General features: G+C 60.3%; 20 protein-coding genes and 1 other RNA gene. 13 read left to right on the plus strand and 8 right to left on the minus strand.

Features of this window, described 5'->3' with window-relative positions; genetic code table 11:
• Window position 1 precedes the first annotated feature (1 nt).
• The 13 genes from H4P35_RS06895 to H4P35_RS06955 all read left to right on the plus strand — a co-directional run bounded on the left by H4P35_RS06895 (window position 2) and on the right by H4P35_RS06955 (window position 9,471).
• A complete protein-coding gene (locus H4P35_RS06895; RefSeq protein WP_226848509.1) occupies window positions 2–736 on the plus strand; it encodes a phage minor tail protein L in 735 nt (244 codons plus the stop codon).
• Window positions 736–1,506, plus strand: a complete 771-nt coding sequence (locus tag H4P35_RS06900; RefSeq protein ID WP_370638959.1) for a C40 family peptidase — start codon at window positions 736–738, stop codon at window positions 1,504–1,506. The genes H4P35_RS06895 and H4P35_RS06900 overlap by 1 nt, the downstream gene beginning before the upstream one ends.
• Complete coding sequence (locus tag H4P35_RS06905; RefSeq protein ID WP_226848511.1) at window positions 1,503–2,165, plus strand: tail assembly protein; 663 nt, start codon at window positions 1,503–1,505, stop codon at window positions 2,163–2,165. Before H4P35_RS06900 ends, H4P35_RS06905 begins: the two co-directional genes overlap by 4 nt.
• A complete protein-coding gene (locus tag H4P35_RS06910; protein ID WP_226848512.1) occupies window positions 2,162–5,530 on the plus strand; it encodes a host specificity protein J in 3,369 nt (1,122 codons plus the stop codon). The genes H4P35_RS06905 and H4P35_RS06910 overlap by 4 nt, the downstream gene beginning before the upstream one ends.
• 9 nt (window positions 5,531–5,539) lie before the next feature.
• Window positions 5,540–5,827 carry a hypothetical protein gene (locus tag H4P35_RS06915; RefSeq protein ID WP_226848513.1) on the plus strand — a complete coding sequence of 96 codons (288 nt, stop codon included), beginning with the start codon at window positions 5,540–5,542 and terminating at the stop codon, window positions 5,825–5,827.
• The gene (locus H4P35_RS06920) at window positions 5,827–6,561 is read left to right on the plus strand and encodes a hypothetical protein (protein ID WP_226848514.1); all 735 of its coding nucleotides are present in this window, start codon (window positions 5,827–5,829) and stop codon (window positions 6,559–6,561) included. The genes H4P35_RS06915 and H4P35_RS06920 overlap by 1 nt, the downstream gene beginning before the upstream one ends.
• A gap of 48 nt (window positions 6,562–6,609) precedes the next feature.
• Window positions 6,610–6,780, plus strand: a complete 171-nt coding sequence (locus H4P35_RS06925) for a hypothetical protein (RefSeq protein ID WP_160144424.1) — start codon at window positions 6,610–6,612, stop codon at window positions 6,778–6,780.
• Window positions 6,773–7,456 (plus strand): pyocin knob domain-containing protein, encoded by a 684-nt coding sequence (locus H4P35_RS06930; RefSeq protein ID WP_142054299.1) that lies wholly within the window; start codon window positions 6,773–6,775, stop codon window positions 7,454–7,456. Before H4P35_RS06925 ends, H4P35_RS06930 begins: the two co-directional genes overlap by 8 nt.
• A 213-nt stretch (window positions 7,457–7,669) precedes the next feature.
• On the plus strand, window positions 7,670–7,906 hold the full coding sequence (locus tag H4P35_RS06935; RefSeq protein WP_142054301.1) for a hypothetical protein: 237 nt from the start codon (window positions 7,670–7,672) through the stop codon (window positions 7,904–7,906).
• 81 nt (window positions 7,907–7,987) lie between these two features.
• Entirely contained in the window at window positions 7,988–8,296 is a 309-nt protein-coding gene (locus H4P35_RS06940; RefSeq protein ID WP_142054303.1) for a hypothetical protein, read from the plus strand.
• A 1-nt stretch (window position 8,297) separates the two neighbouring features.
• Complete coding sequence (locus H4P35_RS06945; protein WP_142054305.1) at window positions 8,298–8,576, plus strand: hypothetical protein; 279 nt, start codon at window positions 8,298–8,300, stop codon at window positions 8,574–8,576.
• Window positions 8,573–9,073, plus strand: coding sequence for a hypothetical protein (locus H4P35_RS06950; protein WP_142054307.1), 501 nt, complete (start codon window positions 8,573–8,575; stop codon window positions 9,071–9,073). The genes H4P35_RS06945 and H4P35_RS06950 overlap by 4 nt, the downstream gene beginning before the upstream one ends.
• Window positions 9,070–9,471: a hypothetical protein gene (locus H4P35_RS06955; protein ID WP_142054309.1), complete on the plus strand. Its 402-nt coding sequence runs from the start codon at window positions 9,070–9,072 to the stop codon at window positions 9,469–9,471. The genes H4P35_RS06950 and H4P35_RS06955 overlap by 4 nt, the downstream gene beginning before the upstream one ends.
• A gap of 378 nt (window positions 9,472–9,849) precedes the next feature.
• Here H4P35_RS06955 and H4P35_RS06960 read toward each other — a convergent pair whose 3' ends face one another.
• The 8 genes from H4P35_RS06960 to ssrA form a co-directional block, all read right to left on the minus strand.
• Window positions 9,850–10,344, minus strand: coding sequence for a helix-turn-helix domain-containing protein (locus H4P35_RS06960; protein ID WP_142054311.1), 495 nt, complete (start codon window positions 10,342–10,344; stop codon window positions 9,850–9,852).
• The gene (locus tag H4P35_RS06965) at window positions 10,325–10,663 is read right to left on the minus strand and encodes a hypothetical protein (RefSeq protein ID WP_142054313.1); all 339 of its coding nucleotides are present in this window, start codon (window positions 10,661–10,663) and stop codon (window positions 10,325–10,327) included. Before H4P35_RS06965 ends, H4P35_RS06960 begins: the two co-directional genes overlap by 20 nt.
• Window positions 10,664–10,831: 168 nt before the next feature.
• A complete protein-coding gene (locus H4P35_RS06970) occupies window positions 10,832–11,140 on the minus strand; it encodes a hypothetical protein (RefSeq protein ID WP_226848515.1) in 309 nt (102 codons plus the stop codon).
• Window positions 11,141–11,195: 55 nt separating this feature from the next.
• Window positions 11,196–11,858, minus strand: a complete 663-nt coding sequence (locus tag H4P35_RS06975; RefSeq protein ID WP_226848516.1) for an SOS response-associated peptidase — start codon at window positions 11,856–11,858, stop codon at window positions 11,196–11,198.
• A 53-nt stretch (window positions 11,859–11,911) separates the two neighbouring features.
• Window positions 11,912–12,385: a hypothetical protein gene (locus H4P35_RS06980; RefSeq protein ID WP_226848517.1), complete on the minus strand. Its 474-nt coding sequence runs from the start codon at window positions 12,383–12,385 to the stop codon at window positions 11,912–11,914.
• A complete protein-coding gene (locus H4P35_RS06985) occupies window positions 12,378–12,761 on the minus strand; it encodes a helix-turn-helix domain-containing protein (RefSeq protein WP_226848518.1) in 384 nt (127 codons plus the stop codon). The genes H4P35_RS06980 and H4P35_RS06985 overlap by 8 nt, the downstream gene beginning before the upstream one ends.
• 52 nt (window positions 12,762–12,813) lie before the next feature.
• A complete protein-coding gene (locus tag H4P35_RS06990; protein ID WP_226848519.1) occupies window positions 12,814–13,254 on the minus strand; it encodes a hypothetical protein in 441 nt (146 codons plus the stop codon).
• A 302-nt stretch (window positions 13,255–13,556) separates the two neighbouring features.
• Window positions 13,557–13,945: a transfer-messenger RNA gene (gene ssrA / locus H4P35_RS06995) on the minus strand.
• Window positions 13,946–14,031 lie beyond the last annotated feature (86 nt).

Genomic DNA, 14,031 nt, shown 5'->3' on the forward strand with positions numbered 1-14,031 from the left:
TATGTCAGTTCCAGTCGAAGTACAGAAGCTGGACGCAGGAAACCTGTTTGTCGGGTTCGAGATCGACTGCACCGGCATCGGTGGTAGCACTGAGCGCTACCACAATCACCGAGACGGGCCGATTGTCTGGCAGGGAAAGACGTACCTCCCGTGGGCAATCGAAGGTCGCAATTTCGAGCGTACCGGCAATGGAGAGCAGCCTCTCCCCGAGGTGTCTGTGGGCAACATTGGGCAGGACGACGAAGGGAACCCAATACCGGGCGTGGTCACGGCGCTCTGCCTCGCGCTCGACGACCTGGTCGGTGCAAAGCTGATCCGCCGGCGCACGTTTACCAAGTATTTGGATGCGGAGAACTTCGAGGGAGGGAACCCGAGCGCGGATCCTACAGCGCACCTGCCGGACGAGGTGTGGACCATCTCCCAGAAGCGGCTGGAGACCAAGCAGGCCGTGACGTTCGTGCTGACCTCTCCATTTCAGTTCGAGGGCGTCCAGTTGCCGCGACGGCAGATCATCGCAGGCAAGTGCGGCTGGCTGGTCATCGACGGACCTGAGGGCGGTTACCGCGGGGCCTATTGCGGCTACACCGGCAGCGCGATGTTCGATCGTGATGGAAACCCCGTTTCTGACCCTTCACAGGACAAATGCGGTGGGCGTGTCTCGGACTGCAAGCGACGTTTCGGGGAATGGCAACCCCTTTCTTTTGGCGGCTTTCCGAGCGCCGATAGGATTCGATGATGCGCGCAGCGATCAGAAGGAAAATCGAGGCGCATGCCTTGCGCGATTACCCGCGCGAGGCGTGCGGATTGCTGGTCGCCGATGGCGCCAAGCAGCGGTTCATTGCCTGCAGGAACATGGCCGAGGATGGGCAAGACTTCGTCATCTCGGGCGAGGATTACGCCGCGGCAGAGGACCAGGGCCAGGTCATCGCTGTTGTTCATTCGCACATCGACAGGGACGCGACCCCGACCGAAGTCGATCTGGTCAGTTGTGAGGCGACGGGGCTGCCGTGGCACATCGTCAGCGTGAAGAAGAACGCGGGCGATGAAGCGCCGGTGATCGCGCACTGGCAGTCGTTCGCGCCGAGCGGATACGTGGCGCCATTGGTGGGTCGGAATTTCCATCATGGATCTCTGGACTGTTACGGGCTGATCCGAGACTTCTATCAGCGCGAGATGGGCATTACGTTGCCTGACTTCGTTCGCCCAGATCGCTGGTGGGAAAAGCCGGAGCGCGGCGAAATCTACCTGGACAACTTCCAAGCAGCCGGGTTCGTTCAAGTCAGTGACGGGCCCAGGTATGGCGATGTATTGCTGATGCAATACCGCAGCGATCGCACAAACCACGGAGGCGTGTTTCTTGGCGACGCCGATCTTAAGTCGCAGCCGGGCTTGCACCGCGTGCCGGGCGCGATGCTGCATCACGCCATGCCGCGGCTGTCGGAGAGGGTGGTGTACGGCGGATATTGGGCCGACATAACCCGAATGATAGTGAGGTATGCGAGATGAGTGCAGCAACGATGGGACAGCCCGCTTCCGCGGGTTCTTTTGCGCCCGATCGCGTGCGGACGATCCGTCTGTACGGCTGGCTGGGCGCAAAATTCGGCCGGGTCCATCGGTTCGTGTGCAACGACACGGCGGGTGCTATCCGCGCGCTGTGCCAGATGGTCCCGGGATTTCAGGCCGCCCTCTACGAAAGCAAGGACCGGGGTATCGGATATGCCTGCTTCATTGGCAAGGAGAACATTGCCGAGGGCGGGCTGAGCTTTCCTGTTGGACATGATGACATCCGCATCGCCCCAGTGATCCAGGGGTCCGGTCGTGGGGGCGCATTCCAGATCATCCTGGGCGCCGTCCTGGTGGCGGCGGCATTCTTCACCGGGGGCGCGTCAATTGCCGCTGGCGGTGCGATTGCCTTCTCTAGCGTGGCGGGGCAGATGGCCTTCATGCTGGGCGTGGGGATGATCCTGGGCGGCGTGTCACAGCTTCTGACGAAGCAGCAGGGCGGATTGTCGAGCGTTGACAGCCCGGATAACGGCGCCTCCTACAACTTCAACGGGCCCGTCAACGTCACGGCGCAAGGAAACCCGGTTCCGGTCTTCTACGGCGAGATGACCATCGGGTCCGTGACGGTGTCCGGCGATATGTATTCGGAGGATCAGCAATGACGGTTGAGCTGCTTGAGCGCAAAGGCGGGATGCGCATCGTAGGCTCGGGTGGCGGCGGGAAGGGGGGCGGGAGCGCTCGAACTCCCGTTGAGCAGCCCGACAGCCTGCATAGCACCGCCTACGCCGTTCTGCTGGACGTGATCAGCAACGGCGAAGTGTTTGGGCCAGTCCACCCGGGAGAGCCACTGCGGTGCATCTATTTGGATGGAACGCCCATCCAGAACGAAAACGGCACACTCAACATTCCCAATGTGCAGGTCGAGATCCGCTACGGCACGCAGGACCAGGAGCACATTGCCGGCTTCCCCGCGTCGGCAGACGTGACCGCGGTGGGCGCGGACGTGAAGACCACTCAACCGTGGACGCAGCTCATCACCAATCCCGAGCTGTCGGCGGTTCGCGTCACGCTTCAATGGCCCCAGCTCATGAAAGCCATCGAGTCTGGCAAGAACGTTGGCGATCGCGTCGGCTACGTCATCGAGTACGCAATCGACCTCGCTGTTGGCAGCGGCGCCTTCGAAAACGTTCTGACCACCACCGTTGATGGCAAGTCGGTGGGTGGGTATAGCCGAACGCACCGGGTCGAGCTGCCGGCCACGAACGCCGGTTGGACAATTCGCGTGCGCAGGTTGACGGCGGAGGCTAACAACACCGCCATTGCCGATGCCATGAAGGTAATGAGCTTTGCGGAGGTGATTGACGGCAAGTTCCGATATCCCATGACCGCGCTGGTCGGTATCAAGATCGATGCCGCGCATTACCAGAGCATCCCGACGCGGGCGTATCGCTGGAAGGGTCAGATCATCCGTGTCCCGAGCAACTATGACCCGGAGACCCGAGCCTATACCGGCGTGTGGGATGGATCGTTCAAGCGCGCCTGGACCGACAACCCGGCGTGGATTTTTTACGACCTCGTCACGAGCAAGCTATACGGCCTGGGCGACCGGATCGATGCGTCGATGATCGACCGCTACGCCCTGTACCAAATCGGGGCGTATTGCGACCAATTGGTGTCAGACGGGCAAGGTGGGCAAGAGCCGCGCTTCACGTGCAACTGCTACATCCAGGGCCGGGCTGATGCCCTCAAGGTCATCAACGATCTGGCGAGCGTCTTTCGTGGCATGGCGTACTGGGCAAACGGCCAAGTTCTGGCCGTGGCAGACGCGCCCAGCGATCCGGTCTACACCTACCCGAATGGCAAGGTGCTCGATTCCCAATTCAATTACACGGGGGCCGACATCTCGACCCGCAATACCGTGGCGTTGGTGTCCTGGAACGACCCGAGCGATTTCTACCGTGCCAAGGTCGAAGTGGTGAATGACGATGACGGCATTTTCCGATTCGGCATTCGCAAAACCGAAGTCACGGCCTTCGGATGTACGTCCCGTGGCCAGGCCCAGCGCGTAGGGCTGTATCAGTTGTATACGTCGCGCTTGGAGACCGGCGGGGTGTCCTTCTCCGTGGGCCTCGAAGGGGTTATTCCGCAGCCGGGGAGCATAATCCAGATCGCCGATCAGAACAGGGCTGGGCGCCGGATCGGCGGCTTGGTTCGTCAAGCCTCGGCCTCGACGGTGACGCTGGATCGAGATCACCCGATCCAGCCCGGCAACACTCTGACCGTGATTTTGCCGAGCGGCCAGGCAGAGCGGCGCCGGGTGGCGCTGGTATCCGACCGGGTGGTCACTGTCAGCCCAGCCTTTTCGGCGGCACCGGTTGCGGACGCCAGTTGGTCCGTGGACGCGGATGATCTCGTCGCTCAGTATGTGCGGGTCATTTCGGTGAAAGAACGGAATGAGGGCACGATTTTTGACGTGTCCGGGGTGTTTCATCACCCGGGGAAGTTCGCCGCCATTGACAACGGCGCACGGCTGGACCCGCTGCCCGTCAGCGTGGTACCGCCACGGTCCCAGCTTGCGCCCGACAACGTCAGGATCGCCGAGTTCGCGACGTTTCACCAAGGCATCACGCGGCACAATGCCGAGATCACCTGGGAGGCAGCGGAGAACGCGGTTTCCTATGACGTGCAGTGGCGCCGCGACAGTGGTGACTGGGTGCAGATGCCGCGCACGGGAACCCTGCTCGCGGAAATCCTGAATATCTACTCCGGGGACTACGTAGTTCGCGTCCGCGCCATCAACGGGTTGGATGTTCCGTCGCTGTGGGCCTATTCGCCCTTGACGACGCTGTCCGGCGTAATCGGCAGCCCGCCGGTTGTCACGTCGCTCGTCACGACTGGCGAGATTATGGCGATCCGCTTGAACTGGTCCTACCCGGACACGCCAAACATCCTTGAGAAGGCGGAGATCCGCGCGAGCCTGACCAACAACTTCTTTGACAGCTATGTGGTTACCCAGGTGTCCTATCCGGATACCTCCTACACGCTGTACGGCCTGGGATACTCCACCGAGATGTGGTTCTGGATCCGGCTGATCGACAAGAACGGCACGGCAGGACAGTGGTACCCGGCATCGTCCAGCGCCGGCGTGTTTGGAAAGCCGAACCAGGACCCCGAGACGATCTTGGACTACCTGGAAGGCAGACTCGGCGAGGGCCAATTCGCACCTGGAGTGATCAGGGAAATTCAGGCAGGCGTTACCGAGGACGTGCTGGAAAAAATCATTGGCGACCTAGCCGGTGACGACGTGCTCGATCAAAAGTGGTTCGCAGGCGATGATGGCGACAGCTTCGTCGGAACGGTGACGACGACCTCGGTGATCAACGAGGGCGATTACCGCGAGGCAAAGCGCACGACCTCCCTGGCCGCGCAGACGGCGGGAAACCTGGCGATCATTCGTCAAGAGCTTCAGGTGACGGCGGATCTGACCCAGGCAACTGCCAATAGCCTGACGGTGCTGTCCGCGGCGGTGACTGGGATGGAGGCGACCGTCGAGGAAGCGGCCTCTGTTGTCGCGAGTCTGGATGGCGCGTTGTCGTCGAGCTGGCAAGTGAAAACGCAGGTTCGAACCGATGGACGGGTCGTACAGACCGGCGTGGCGCTAGGCGCTGCGATTAACCCTGACGGCACCAGTCGTAGCGAGTTCCTTGTGATGGCTGACACGATTGCATTTCTCAATTCGATCAATGGCCAACTGCACGCGCCCTTCATCTTTGACGTAGCAAACGACACGGCGTTCTTGAACAGCCTGTTCATCAAAAACGGGACTATCACGAACGCCATGATCGGCGCCTACATTCAATCCGACGACTACGTGGCGGGCGTGACCGGCTGGCGTCTCTCGAAGACTGGCACGTTCGAGCTGAACTCGCCCCTTCCTGGCGGTGGTCGCATGCGTATCACGCCGCAGCAGGTGATCGTGTACGACAACAACGGCATTGACCGGGTGACGCTCGGCTACATCCCGTAGGGGGGAGCGATGGCATTTGGCGTTCAGATAAAGGATGCCGCGGGCAACGTGCAGGTGCAGTACACCTCCACTCTTCCGCGCATCCTTGGGGACTTCGTCACCGGTACCGCCGACGGTTCGATCAGCTTGCCCGAGCTGGTCGGCGGAGCACCGTTCTTTTTCCCCGTTGGCGGTGAAGGAGCGGCCGGCTACATGAACATGCCGATCATTTCGGCGACCGCGTCCGGGTTCATATGGTATTTCGTCTCGCCAATTAATCGCGTTTCCGTCCGGGTCGGCTATGGGAGGATAGGCTAATGGCCGACTTTGGGGTACGAATCAGAAACGGCGACCTGATCACTCAGATCGACAGCACCTTTAAAAACCTGGCTTTGTGGGCTAAGGGCGTAGCGGTGGCGAATCAAGCCGTTGGCTTTAGCTCTTGGCGCGCAGCAACGATCACCGTTCCCTACAACTCATCTTCGTCCTTTGCCTGGCGGGCAGATTTACCATCCTTCATTATGGGGGCGACGTTTACGGCAACGACGATGACAGTGAGTTTCCTGTCCTACATCGTCGGCGGCTCGCAGGCGACGATCTACTGGTACGTGTTTGCTTCGCCAGATGTGACGGGGTTTCCTGCTGGGCAGGATTATGGGCTTCGGGTGAAAAACGCGAATTGGGCGATCTCCTTCGATTCGCGGAACCAGTACATGCGGTATCTGGCCAGTCTCGGGGGGACGAGAGCTGATCTTCCGACGACGCAGGACAACATGCCGCCGCAGTTTTTGACCTACACCATGCCGGTAGGGACGGTTCCGGCAGTCCTTCAGGGCAACCTTTGCTCGTATACGGAAGAGGTGCCTGTAGGGGTCGGGCCGAACCCCGGCTACATGTTCTTCTGGATTGCCGCCTGCGTCAGACAACTGGGCAACACGCTTGGAATCGCAAATGCGCCACGAGTCCAAGGCCCGTATACCAACGCGATCAACGCCCCGTCCATTGACCGACCTTTATGGAACTACACGGTCATCGACGTGAACGGGCTTTAACCGACATACCGCCTCTGGGCGGATTTGTTTTTAGGGGCATAGCAAAACATGCAACAGGAAATTCATCAGGTCCTTCTCCAGAACATGGGCAATCGCTTGACCCACGAGCTCATCAATGGGCTGACGGCCCGATTGGAGATGATCGCCAGGCAGGGCATCGCCGACGCGATCAAGGCGCAGGAGGCCGCGAGGATGCCCACGGGAGAAGGCGATGCCTGATTACTCCGACTTTCAGATCGATCTGGATACGCCGCAGGTCGGAGGAGGGCGCGGTGAGTCTCCCCGATCGGCTTTTACGAAGATCAACGGGCTGATCGATGTGCTCGCGAACGGCTTCAGCGAAATCATTTTTGCTGGAACGAATGCCAACGACGTGGTGCGCCCAGGCTTCTACGTCATCCAGTCCGATGCGAACGCCACTGCAGCGCTCAACTGGCCCATTCAATTAGCTGGCACGCTCATAGTGGAGGCTTCGAACGCGGGCAATATGCAGGTGACGCAGGCGTACACCACGCGAACAGGCCGCACATTCAGGCGCGTGCGCTTTACCTCCAGCAAGGTCTGGGAGGGATGGCAGGAGAATGCCCGAATCGCGGATCTGGGAGCCATCAATGCGCTTGGCATCGGGCAGTCTTGGCAGAACGTAGGGGCCTCTCGCGCGCCAAATACAAACTTCACGAACTCAACCAGCAAGCCGATATTAGTGATGGCTTCTGTCGCGCTGAATGCGGCGAACGGTCGCATCATCATGTACGTGGATGATCGGCTTGCGCAAGACTCTTTCAATCCTACGTCGGCCGCGAGCCTGGGCGCGCAGGTAGTTGTTCCCGCCGGTTCCACATACCGGATAGTGCCCGTGGCAAGCGCCATCTCCGCATGGTGGGAATACCGATAAATGCAAACATTCAAAGACACCGAAACCGGCCAGTATTGGCAGTTCGAGGATGATGTTTCAGTGGTCGAAGTGGACGCCGGGCTGAGGTTCGTTGCGGTTCATGGCGCTGAACTTTCCGTTCCTCAAACCCTTGTCCGGAGCACTCCGCCTCCGCCATATGTCCCTCCCGAGCCCGAGCCTTTGCCAGTGTCTCGTTGGCAAGGGCGCGAGGCCATGCGAGCTACGCCCTACGGCGACATACCGCTGGAGGAAGGTGGCATTTCGCTGTTCGAAGCCACCGAGCAACTACTTGCCCGGCCTGAGACGCCGGCGTACTACCGGACCGCTTGGGAAGAGATGCAGGTGTTCGACCCGACCAGCCCGATGCTCAGCGCGATCGCCGACACACTGGGCCTGGCTGCCGCGGACCTTCGCGCCTTGTTCCTCTTCGCCGCGACCTTGAAGGCGTGACGGGTGCAAGTGGCACCGCAGCGACCTCGATCTCAATTCATCCCGCCAAGGCGGGATTTTTTTCGTCTCAAGGAGACGCGATTGAACATCCAAGACTTTGACGCCTTTGCGGCCAAGTTCGCCGGCGTCCTGGGCGCAGCTGTGTCCATGCGCTACCTGCAAGGCAGTTGGCCGGCGCGCATCAGCATGGCCGTCAGCGGCTCGCTGGTGGCCTATTACGCTTCGCCGTACTTGTCCCTCGCGCTGGGCATTCCCGAAGGTCTGGCGGGCTTCCTGATGGGCATGTTCGGCATGGCCATCGTCTCGCGCGCCTGGGAGGCGGTTCAGTCCGCGCCCATCGCCGCGCTTTGGCAGGCAGTCATCGACCGCGTACGCGGCAAGGGGGCATGACATGGACAGCACCATCTATCTGACGCTGTGGGCAGTTCTCGCGTTCGTCTGCTGGCTGGTGGTAGCCGGGGGCGCCGGCCTGGCCGTGTTCGCCCGAGCCATCAAGGACACCACGCTTGAACGGATCGGCCTGTCGGCCATCTGCCTGACGGCTACGGGTGCCGCTTGCCGCATCTTCGTGGCGGGCTGGGCCAGCGCGGGGGACGCGGCGTTCGCGGCCTCTGCCGCCTTCTACGTGGCTGCCGTGACGGCCAAGCACATCAGGAGCCCCAAGCAATGACGCTATCCGAAATCATCGCCGCCGGCATCAACCCGGCGCTGGCGCTGCTGCCCGCCGGCATGGACACGCCCGAAGCGCGCATCATGCTGCTGGCGATCGGGCTGCAGGAATCGCGCTTCGAACATCGGCGCCAGCTCGTGGGCAACCCGCCGCGCCCGGTCGGGCCCGCGAAGAGCTTCTGGCAGGCCGAGCAGGGCGGCGGGATGGTACATGGCGTCCGGCTGCACGTCGCCACCAGCGCTGCGGCCGCGCACCTTTACCAGGCGCGGGGCGTGCCGGCTCGCGACGCCGCTATCTGGGATGCCATCGAGCACGACGACGTGCTGGCGGCTGGCCTGGCGCGCCTGCTGCTGTGGAGTGACCCCGGTCGGCTGCCTGCGGTCGGCGATAAGCAGGGGGCCTGGAATCTCTACCTGCGCACCTGGCGTCCGGGGAAACCGCATGCGGCGACGTGGCCGGCCCTTTACGCGCGGGCGGTGGCCGAGGTGACACGATGAATCCGCTCCTGCGCGCGGCGCTGCCATACCTGATCGGCGCGGCGATGCTCACTGCCGTCGTCTTCGGGGTGCGCTGGTATGGCGCCAGCCAATATCAGGCCGGCGTCGACAAGGCGAATGCGGATCACATGCTGGCCGAGCTCACTGAGTTCAAGAATCAGACCGCGCGCCTGGGCGGAATCTCCGACACCCTGGAGGGCGCCTTGGTGGCGCTGCGCGATTCCGAGCCCAAAACCATCGAAAGGTACACCCGTGTCGAAGTTCAGACCCCTTTGCCTGCTAGCTGCCGCCTTGATGCTGAGCGGCTGCAGCACATCAACGAAGCCGGCCGCCTGGCCAATACTGCCCGCCAACCTGGCCCAGCTGTGCCTGCCGGTGCCGGAGGTGACAAGCGATAGCTGGGACGACTTCGCGCGCAGTTACATGGCGCTGGCGCTCCGGTATGGGGAATGCTCGGCCCGGCATCGGGCTACTGTGGAGGCGTGGCCGAGATGAGCACGTGCAGATACACGGCACAGACCAGTACGCGCTGGATCACCCTCGTAATGAGGTCGGCGATGCGCAGGTAGGATTCGAGTCGTTTCATGGGGTCGCCTCAGAGGTAAGGACGACCTAAATACTATTGTCACGACTTGGGAAAATCCTCTTGGGGGTTTTCCGCCGCAGATGTTTGGGTCGTTATGTGGCTTTCGCCACACATCCCTCAAAACCGACGGTTTGTGCTAGACCTTCCGGCAAGTGACCGCACAACTGGCAGCGTGTCAGGCCCGGCTGCCCTAGCCGTCGTTGCTCTTTTGACGCTGCGATGGCTGATCTTCAGGCGCCAGCGAGAATCTGTATCCCTGGCGAGGCACCGCGAGGATCGGCAATTTGATCCCGTGTCGGGAAAACTTGGCCCGCATCTTCGAGATGTTCACTCGAAGCCGCAGGTTGAGCTCGTCGGGTTGGGCGTCACCGCTCCATCGGGCCAGCAACGAGTGAAATTCCCCGCTTCTGATCAAATCACCAGGTGAGGCCAGAAGCCGGGCGAAGATCATCAATTCCACGGGTGCAAGGCGAACATTCCAGCCGGACACGCTGACGCATTTCTTCTGGAAGTTGATGCTCCATCCGGCCACGGAGAGACCTTCGGTTCGACAGGACTTGCCCCACTCGGCGCTGGCGTCGAGGAGTGCGAGGAGCGGTGTCGGCTTTGGTGGCCCGCTGATTGAGCGGGATTTTTTCGCCGGGCCAGCGACGCCACTACCTGGCTTAGTTGATCTGGAGGTCATACATGACCCCTGCATCATCCATACAGGCGCCGGAGCCGATTTCGTTCCGGGGATTGAGCGCGAACACGCAACGCAGGCCGCTGTTGTCGGCGGAGCGCGCGAAAAAGGTCCCGTTGCCGCCAACAAATCCAAGATTCTTTTTCTTCTCCTCCATCGCGGGCGGCAGGTTGTCCGCGAGCGATATGGAGGGCACCGAAATGGTCCGATTCGGGCTGTAGCGAAATTCCCCGGTGTAGATCTTGCCGGCGAGATCGACAGTTGCGTCGGCGCCGTTCCATTTTGCGAAGCCACGGCCGGTGGTGCCGCTTTTCTGGTCCATGAGGGCCATGTCATAGGTCGAACAGCCGGATAGGGCGACGACGGATACAAGCAGCGCTATTCTTTTCATTATGTGTCTCTCTTCGTTGTTGATGCACGTGGGAGGCGACATAATTATTACATTAATTACTTTATGAAAATGGGGTTGAATTCCATTTTCAATAACGGCCTACCCTTCGAGCCATTGCATCCACCATCCCTGGTAGTAGCGCCGTCCGTCGATCTCTTCGAAGCCACAGACCATCATGCCCCTGTCGGAGCAGAAGGTGAGTAGCTCCGGTTCCAGCAGGTCGGGGATCGGACCCTTCGCGGTCGCGCCGAACTTCGCCAGGCCGTCCATTGTCATGACGCGCACCTGGCGGCGCATGTCCTCGCGCGTGATCGAGTACATCCGCACAGTGCCGGTCACCGCTGGCGCGGGGTCATTGTCCCGACGCTTCTGGCCGAGGTAGTGGGTGCGGACGACGGAGCAAAGCATGATTCTGCTGTGATGTTGCTGTATGGATATACAGTATATGGCAGCAGAATCGGGGTCAGGCCATCGGCGTGGCGACGAGCTTGTCGGAGGGGAAGGGCACGAGGAAGTCGCGGCTTTGGTCGGCGCTGGCGGTGAGCCAGTCTCCATAGGCGCCCTCGGGCAGAATCACCACCATGCGTTTTTCTTTGTTTGGCTGGTGGTAGTCGCGGAAGAGTGGATCAGTGTCCGCATTGATGGTCAGCATCGTGTAGCTTTCTTGCCAGTGGCCGGCCGCGTCGCGGTAGCGGTCCCACAGGCCAGCGACTCCCAGCGGAGCGCCGTCCGCTCGCGTGAACCGGGTTGCGACCGCTTTGCCGGATCGCCAATCCGGCTCGAAAATCGCATCGGCCGGGATGATGCAGTGCTGCGTGCGGCGCCAAGCGTTGCGGAAGGTGAAGGCATTGGCGACGCGGTCATCACGCGCATTGAAGGTCGAGAGCTTCTCAGCACCGGCCAGTGCGTCGGGCCGCGTAGAGCCGGATATCAGACCCCAACGTCCGACCACCGATTCAAGATCGGGCACAGCCTCGTCGCCTGCATCATGCTCCGGCGGTCGGCGTACGAAGATGCCCTGGTAGCGCGGCCACATGTCGTACTTGCCGAGCACACCCGGCCGGGTCACGCCGAACTTCTTCAGCAGCAGTTCGGCGTCCTTCAGTGTTTGATAGTGGCTACACATGGAATCCTCGAAAGAGGAAAGCCCGCGTCTCTGGGGCCACTTCGGCCTTGCGGTCAGCCGCCGATGTGCTGCATGTTGGGTATGAAAGGATTGCCTTGAGCAACTCGCAGGCTCGGCCCTTTCACTTCGCCTTTCTCTGTGACGATGCGGGAGCGCAGCATGGTCGGCTCGCTCAAAGACAACGGCGCAACAATGAACTGAGTTCTGAAACCCACTCTCTTCTCTTCAGCGCCGGCGAACGCCTCCTCTTGCACGATCGACCTTTGCTGCTGGAGCAGTTCGCTCGGGAAGTCCTGCGAGACAAGTACCTGACCAAGATCGCTGGTGAGTTCGAAGCGTAGCGATTGCAACTGCTCGTCATACGGGGTACTGATCTCAACGGCGACCGAAAACTTCGGCAGACTCATCGGGAACGACTGAGTGACCAGCGTGCCGTTGAAGATCCCAATGTGTGACGTCTGACCTGTTATTTCCAGGCGAACGTCCTCGCAAAAGGTGACCGCGAGTTGGCGGGTTTCGTCACGCATGGTTCTTTGCTTCAATAGTTGTTTCGAGTGCCGAGGCCACTTCAGCTACGGAAATGCCGAGCCCGCGGGCAAGCTTCATCATGGTGTCAAACGTCGGGTTGGGGTTGTCCTTACCAGACTCCAGGCGCGCAATCTGCGGTTGCTTAACATCGGCCGCCTCAGCTAGCTGCCGCTGAGACATGCCAGTGCGAAGTCTGAGAACCGCCAATGTAGGCTTCGCTTGATGCTCAGGGTAGAGCAACTGCGAAACCAAATTGGTAGCGGCTCGAACGTCTTCCGCGCCGACGCGCTCGTCCAGCCCTGCAAACGCTTCATCTAGCGAAAATTGAGTTTGGGCCACGGGCGCAGCGACGGCTGGCACGTTGACCTCGATCATCCGATCGCCAACAAAGAACCATTGAGGTTGTAGGGCGAGGGCCGCCTGTACTTCAGCGCTGGGGGTTGCAGACGCGATCGTAGGCGCGCAGCAAGCGATCTGCCACAGGACTTTTGAGATTGTCATAGTCGAACTCTGATTTATCTTCTTTGTCGATTTGTATTACGGCAAGCACACGCGCAATTTCAGCGTTGCCATCGTGCATACAATAAAAAACTCGGAAGAGTTTTTCGTTCCGTTCAAGCTCTAAGCTTTTCAACCGCCACAGCCCACGACCGCCTTCTTCGTGAGCTTTACGCCATTTGAGTACATTGACTTTGTCCTCGGGGTTGCGGAACTCGCCATAGCCGTCTTCCCATATCTTGTTGAATAGATCATCGTCAGCCGCGAGCTGCCGAAACAGCTCTCGCAACGTGGTCAATTCGATGGGGTACTTGAAGCTGAGGAGTTGGATGTCCTCTCGGGCCTCAAGCTCGAAGACGAACTTGCCCATATTATATATTAAAAGTTATCAAAATGGGAGGCGGCCGGGAGGCCGTCCTGTTGGCCGAAAGATCATACCTGATTGTTACAGCATCGTACGCATGTAGATCCCCTCGTATGGAGCCGAAGCAACCTGCGGATCGCGATCTGGTCGCCAGGGCCGTCGCGGATTTACAACATGAAGATGTGCGAGATCGCACCAGTGCCGCGAAATGCTGACCAAAAAACTGACCAAACTACCCAAAACAGCCCAAAAAAAAGGCCAACTTTTTGGGTTGGCCTTTTCTAAGTGCTTGATATTGCTAGAGTATTTGGTGGAGCCGGGGGGAATTGAACCCCCGTCCGCAAGCCCTCCGCAACCAGTTCTACATGCGTAGTCGATTTATTTGGTTTTAACTTTGGACTTAGCCAACCGACAGGCCGGACCAAAGCGATTCACGTAATTTAAATCTGAGCCGTGTGACCCCAGCGCAGACCGATTCCTTGTGAATGTCGCTGCTGCGGTTCGAGGGTTACCCCCCTAGGAAGTTGCCTTCCTCCGCCTGACCCAAGGACAGATCAGTGCAGCGGCTCACCGCTTAAGCGGCGAGAGCGAAACGCTCGTCGTTGGCGTTTGTAGTGTTCCAGTGGTTTAACGAGCGTACTGGTGCTCGGCATGCCCTGAGTTGTTTCGCGACCCACGTCGAATCCGGATCGGCCCCAAGAACCTCTATTGTACTGTCAAACGCAATAGCCTGCCATCGCGCAATTGCCCGCCGGAACCGGCGTGGCGGCCTGGACACCGGCG

The sequence above is a fragment of the Achromobacter sp. 77 genome (assembly GCF_020541125.1).
Classification (GTDB): domain Bacteria; phylum Pseudomonadota; class Gammaproteobacteria; order Burkholderiales; family Burkholderiaceae_B; genus Achromobacter; species Achromobacter mucicolens.

What these genes read in the sequence shown, in the direction of transcription:
- H4P35_RS06895 (WP_226848509.1), top strand. Translation starts at nt 2, where the DNA reads ATGTCAGTTCCAGTCGAAGTACAGAAGCTGGACGCAGGAAACCTGTTT.
- H4P35_RS06900 (WP_370638959.1), top strand. Translation starts at nt 736, where the DNA reads ATGCGCGCAGCGATCAGAAGGAAAATCGAGGCGCATGCCTTGCGCGAT.
- H4P35_RS06905 (WP_226848511.1), top strand. Translation starts at nt 1,503, where the DNA reads ATGAGTGCAGCAACGATGGGACAGCCCGCTTCCGCGGGTTCTTTTGCG.
- H4P35_RS06910 (WP_226848512.1), top strand. Translation starts at nt 2,162, where the DNA reads ATGACGGTTGAGCTGCTTGAGCGCAAAGGCGGGATGCGCATCGTAGGC.
- H4P35_RS06915 (WP_226848513.1), top strand. Translation starts at nt 5,540, where the DNA reads ATGGCATTTGGCGTTCAGATAAAGGATGCCGCGGGCAACGTGCAGGTG.
- H4P35_RS06920 (WP_226848514.1), top strand. Translation starts at nt 5,827, where the DNA reads ATGGCCGACTTTGGGGTACGAATCAGAAACGGCGACCTGATCACTCAG.
- H4P35_RS06925 (WP_160144424.1), top strand. Translation starts at nt 6,610, where the DNA reads ATGCAACAGGAAATTCATCAGGTCCTTCTCCAGAACATGGGCAATCGC.
- H4P35_RS06930 (WP_142054299.1), top strand. Translation starts at nt 6,773, where the DNA reads ATGCCTGATTACTCCGACTTTCAGATCGATCTGGATACGCCGCAGGTC.
- H4P35_RS06935 (WP_142054301.1), top strand. Translation starts at nt 7,670, where the DNA reads ATGCGAGCTACGCCCTACGGCGACATACCGCTGGAGGAAGGTGGCATT.
- H4P35_RS06945 (WP_142054305.1), top strand. Translation starts at nt 8,298, where the DNA reads ATGGACAGCACCATCTATCTGACGCTGTGGGCAGTTCTCGCGTTCGTC.
- H4P35_RS06950 (WP_142054307.1), top strand. Translation starts at nt 8,573, where the DNA reads ATGACGCTATCCGAAATCATCGCCGCCGGCATCAACCCGGCGCTGGCG.
- H4P35_RS06955 (WP_142054309.1), top strand. Translation starts at nt 9,070, where the DNA reads ATGAATCCGCTCCTGCGCGCGGCGCTGCCATACCTGATCGGCGCGGCG.
- H4P35_RS06960 (WP_142054311.1), bottom strand. Translation starts at nt 10,344, where the DNA reads ATGACCTCCAGATCAACTAAGCCAGGTAGTGGCGTCGCTGGCCCGGCG.
- H4P35_RS06965 (WP_142054313.1), bottom strand. Translation starts at nt 10,663, where the DNA reads ATGGACCAGAAAAGCGGCACCACCGGCCGTGGCTTCGCAAAATGGAAC.
- H4P35_RS06970 (WP_226848515.1), bottom strand. Translation starts at nt 11,140, where the DNA reads ATGCTTTGCTCCGTCGTCCGCACCCACTACCTCGGCCAGAAGCGTCGG.
- H4P35_RS06975 (WP_226848516.1), bottom strand. Translation starts at nt 11,858, where the DNA reads ATGTGTAGCCACTATCAAACACTGAAGGACGCCGAACTGCTGCTGAAG.
- H4P35_RS06980 (WP_226848517.1), bottom strand. Translation starts at nt 12,385, where the DNA reads ATGCGTGACGAAACCCGCCAACTCGCGGTCACCTTTTGCGAGGACGTT.
- H4P35_RS06985 (WP_226848518.1), bottom strand. Translation starts at nt 12,761, where the DNA reads ATGATCGAGGTCAACGTGCCAGCCGTCGCTGCGCCCGTGGCCCAAACT.
- H4P35_RS06990 (WP_226848519.1), bottom strand. Translation starts at nt 13,254, where the DNA reads ATGGGCAAGTTCGTCTTCGAGCTTGAGGCCCGAGAGGACATCCAACTC.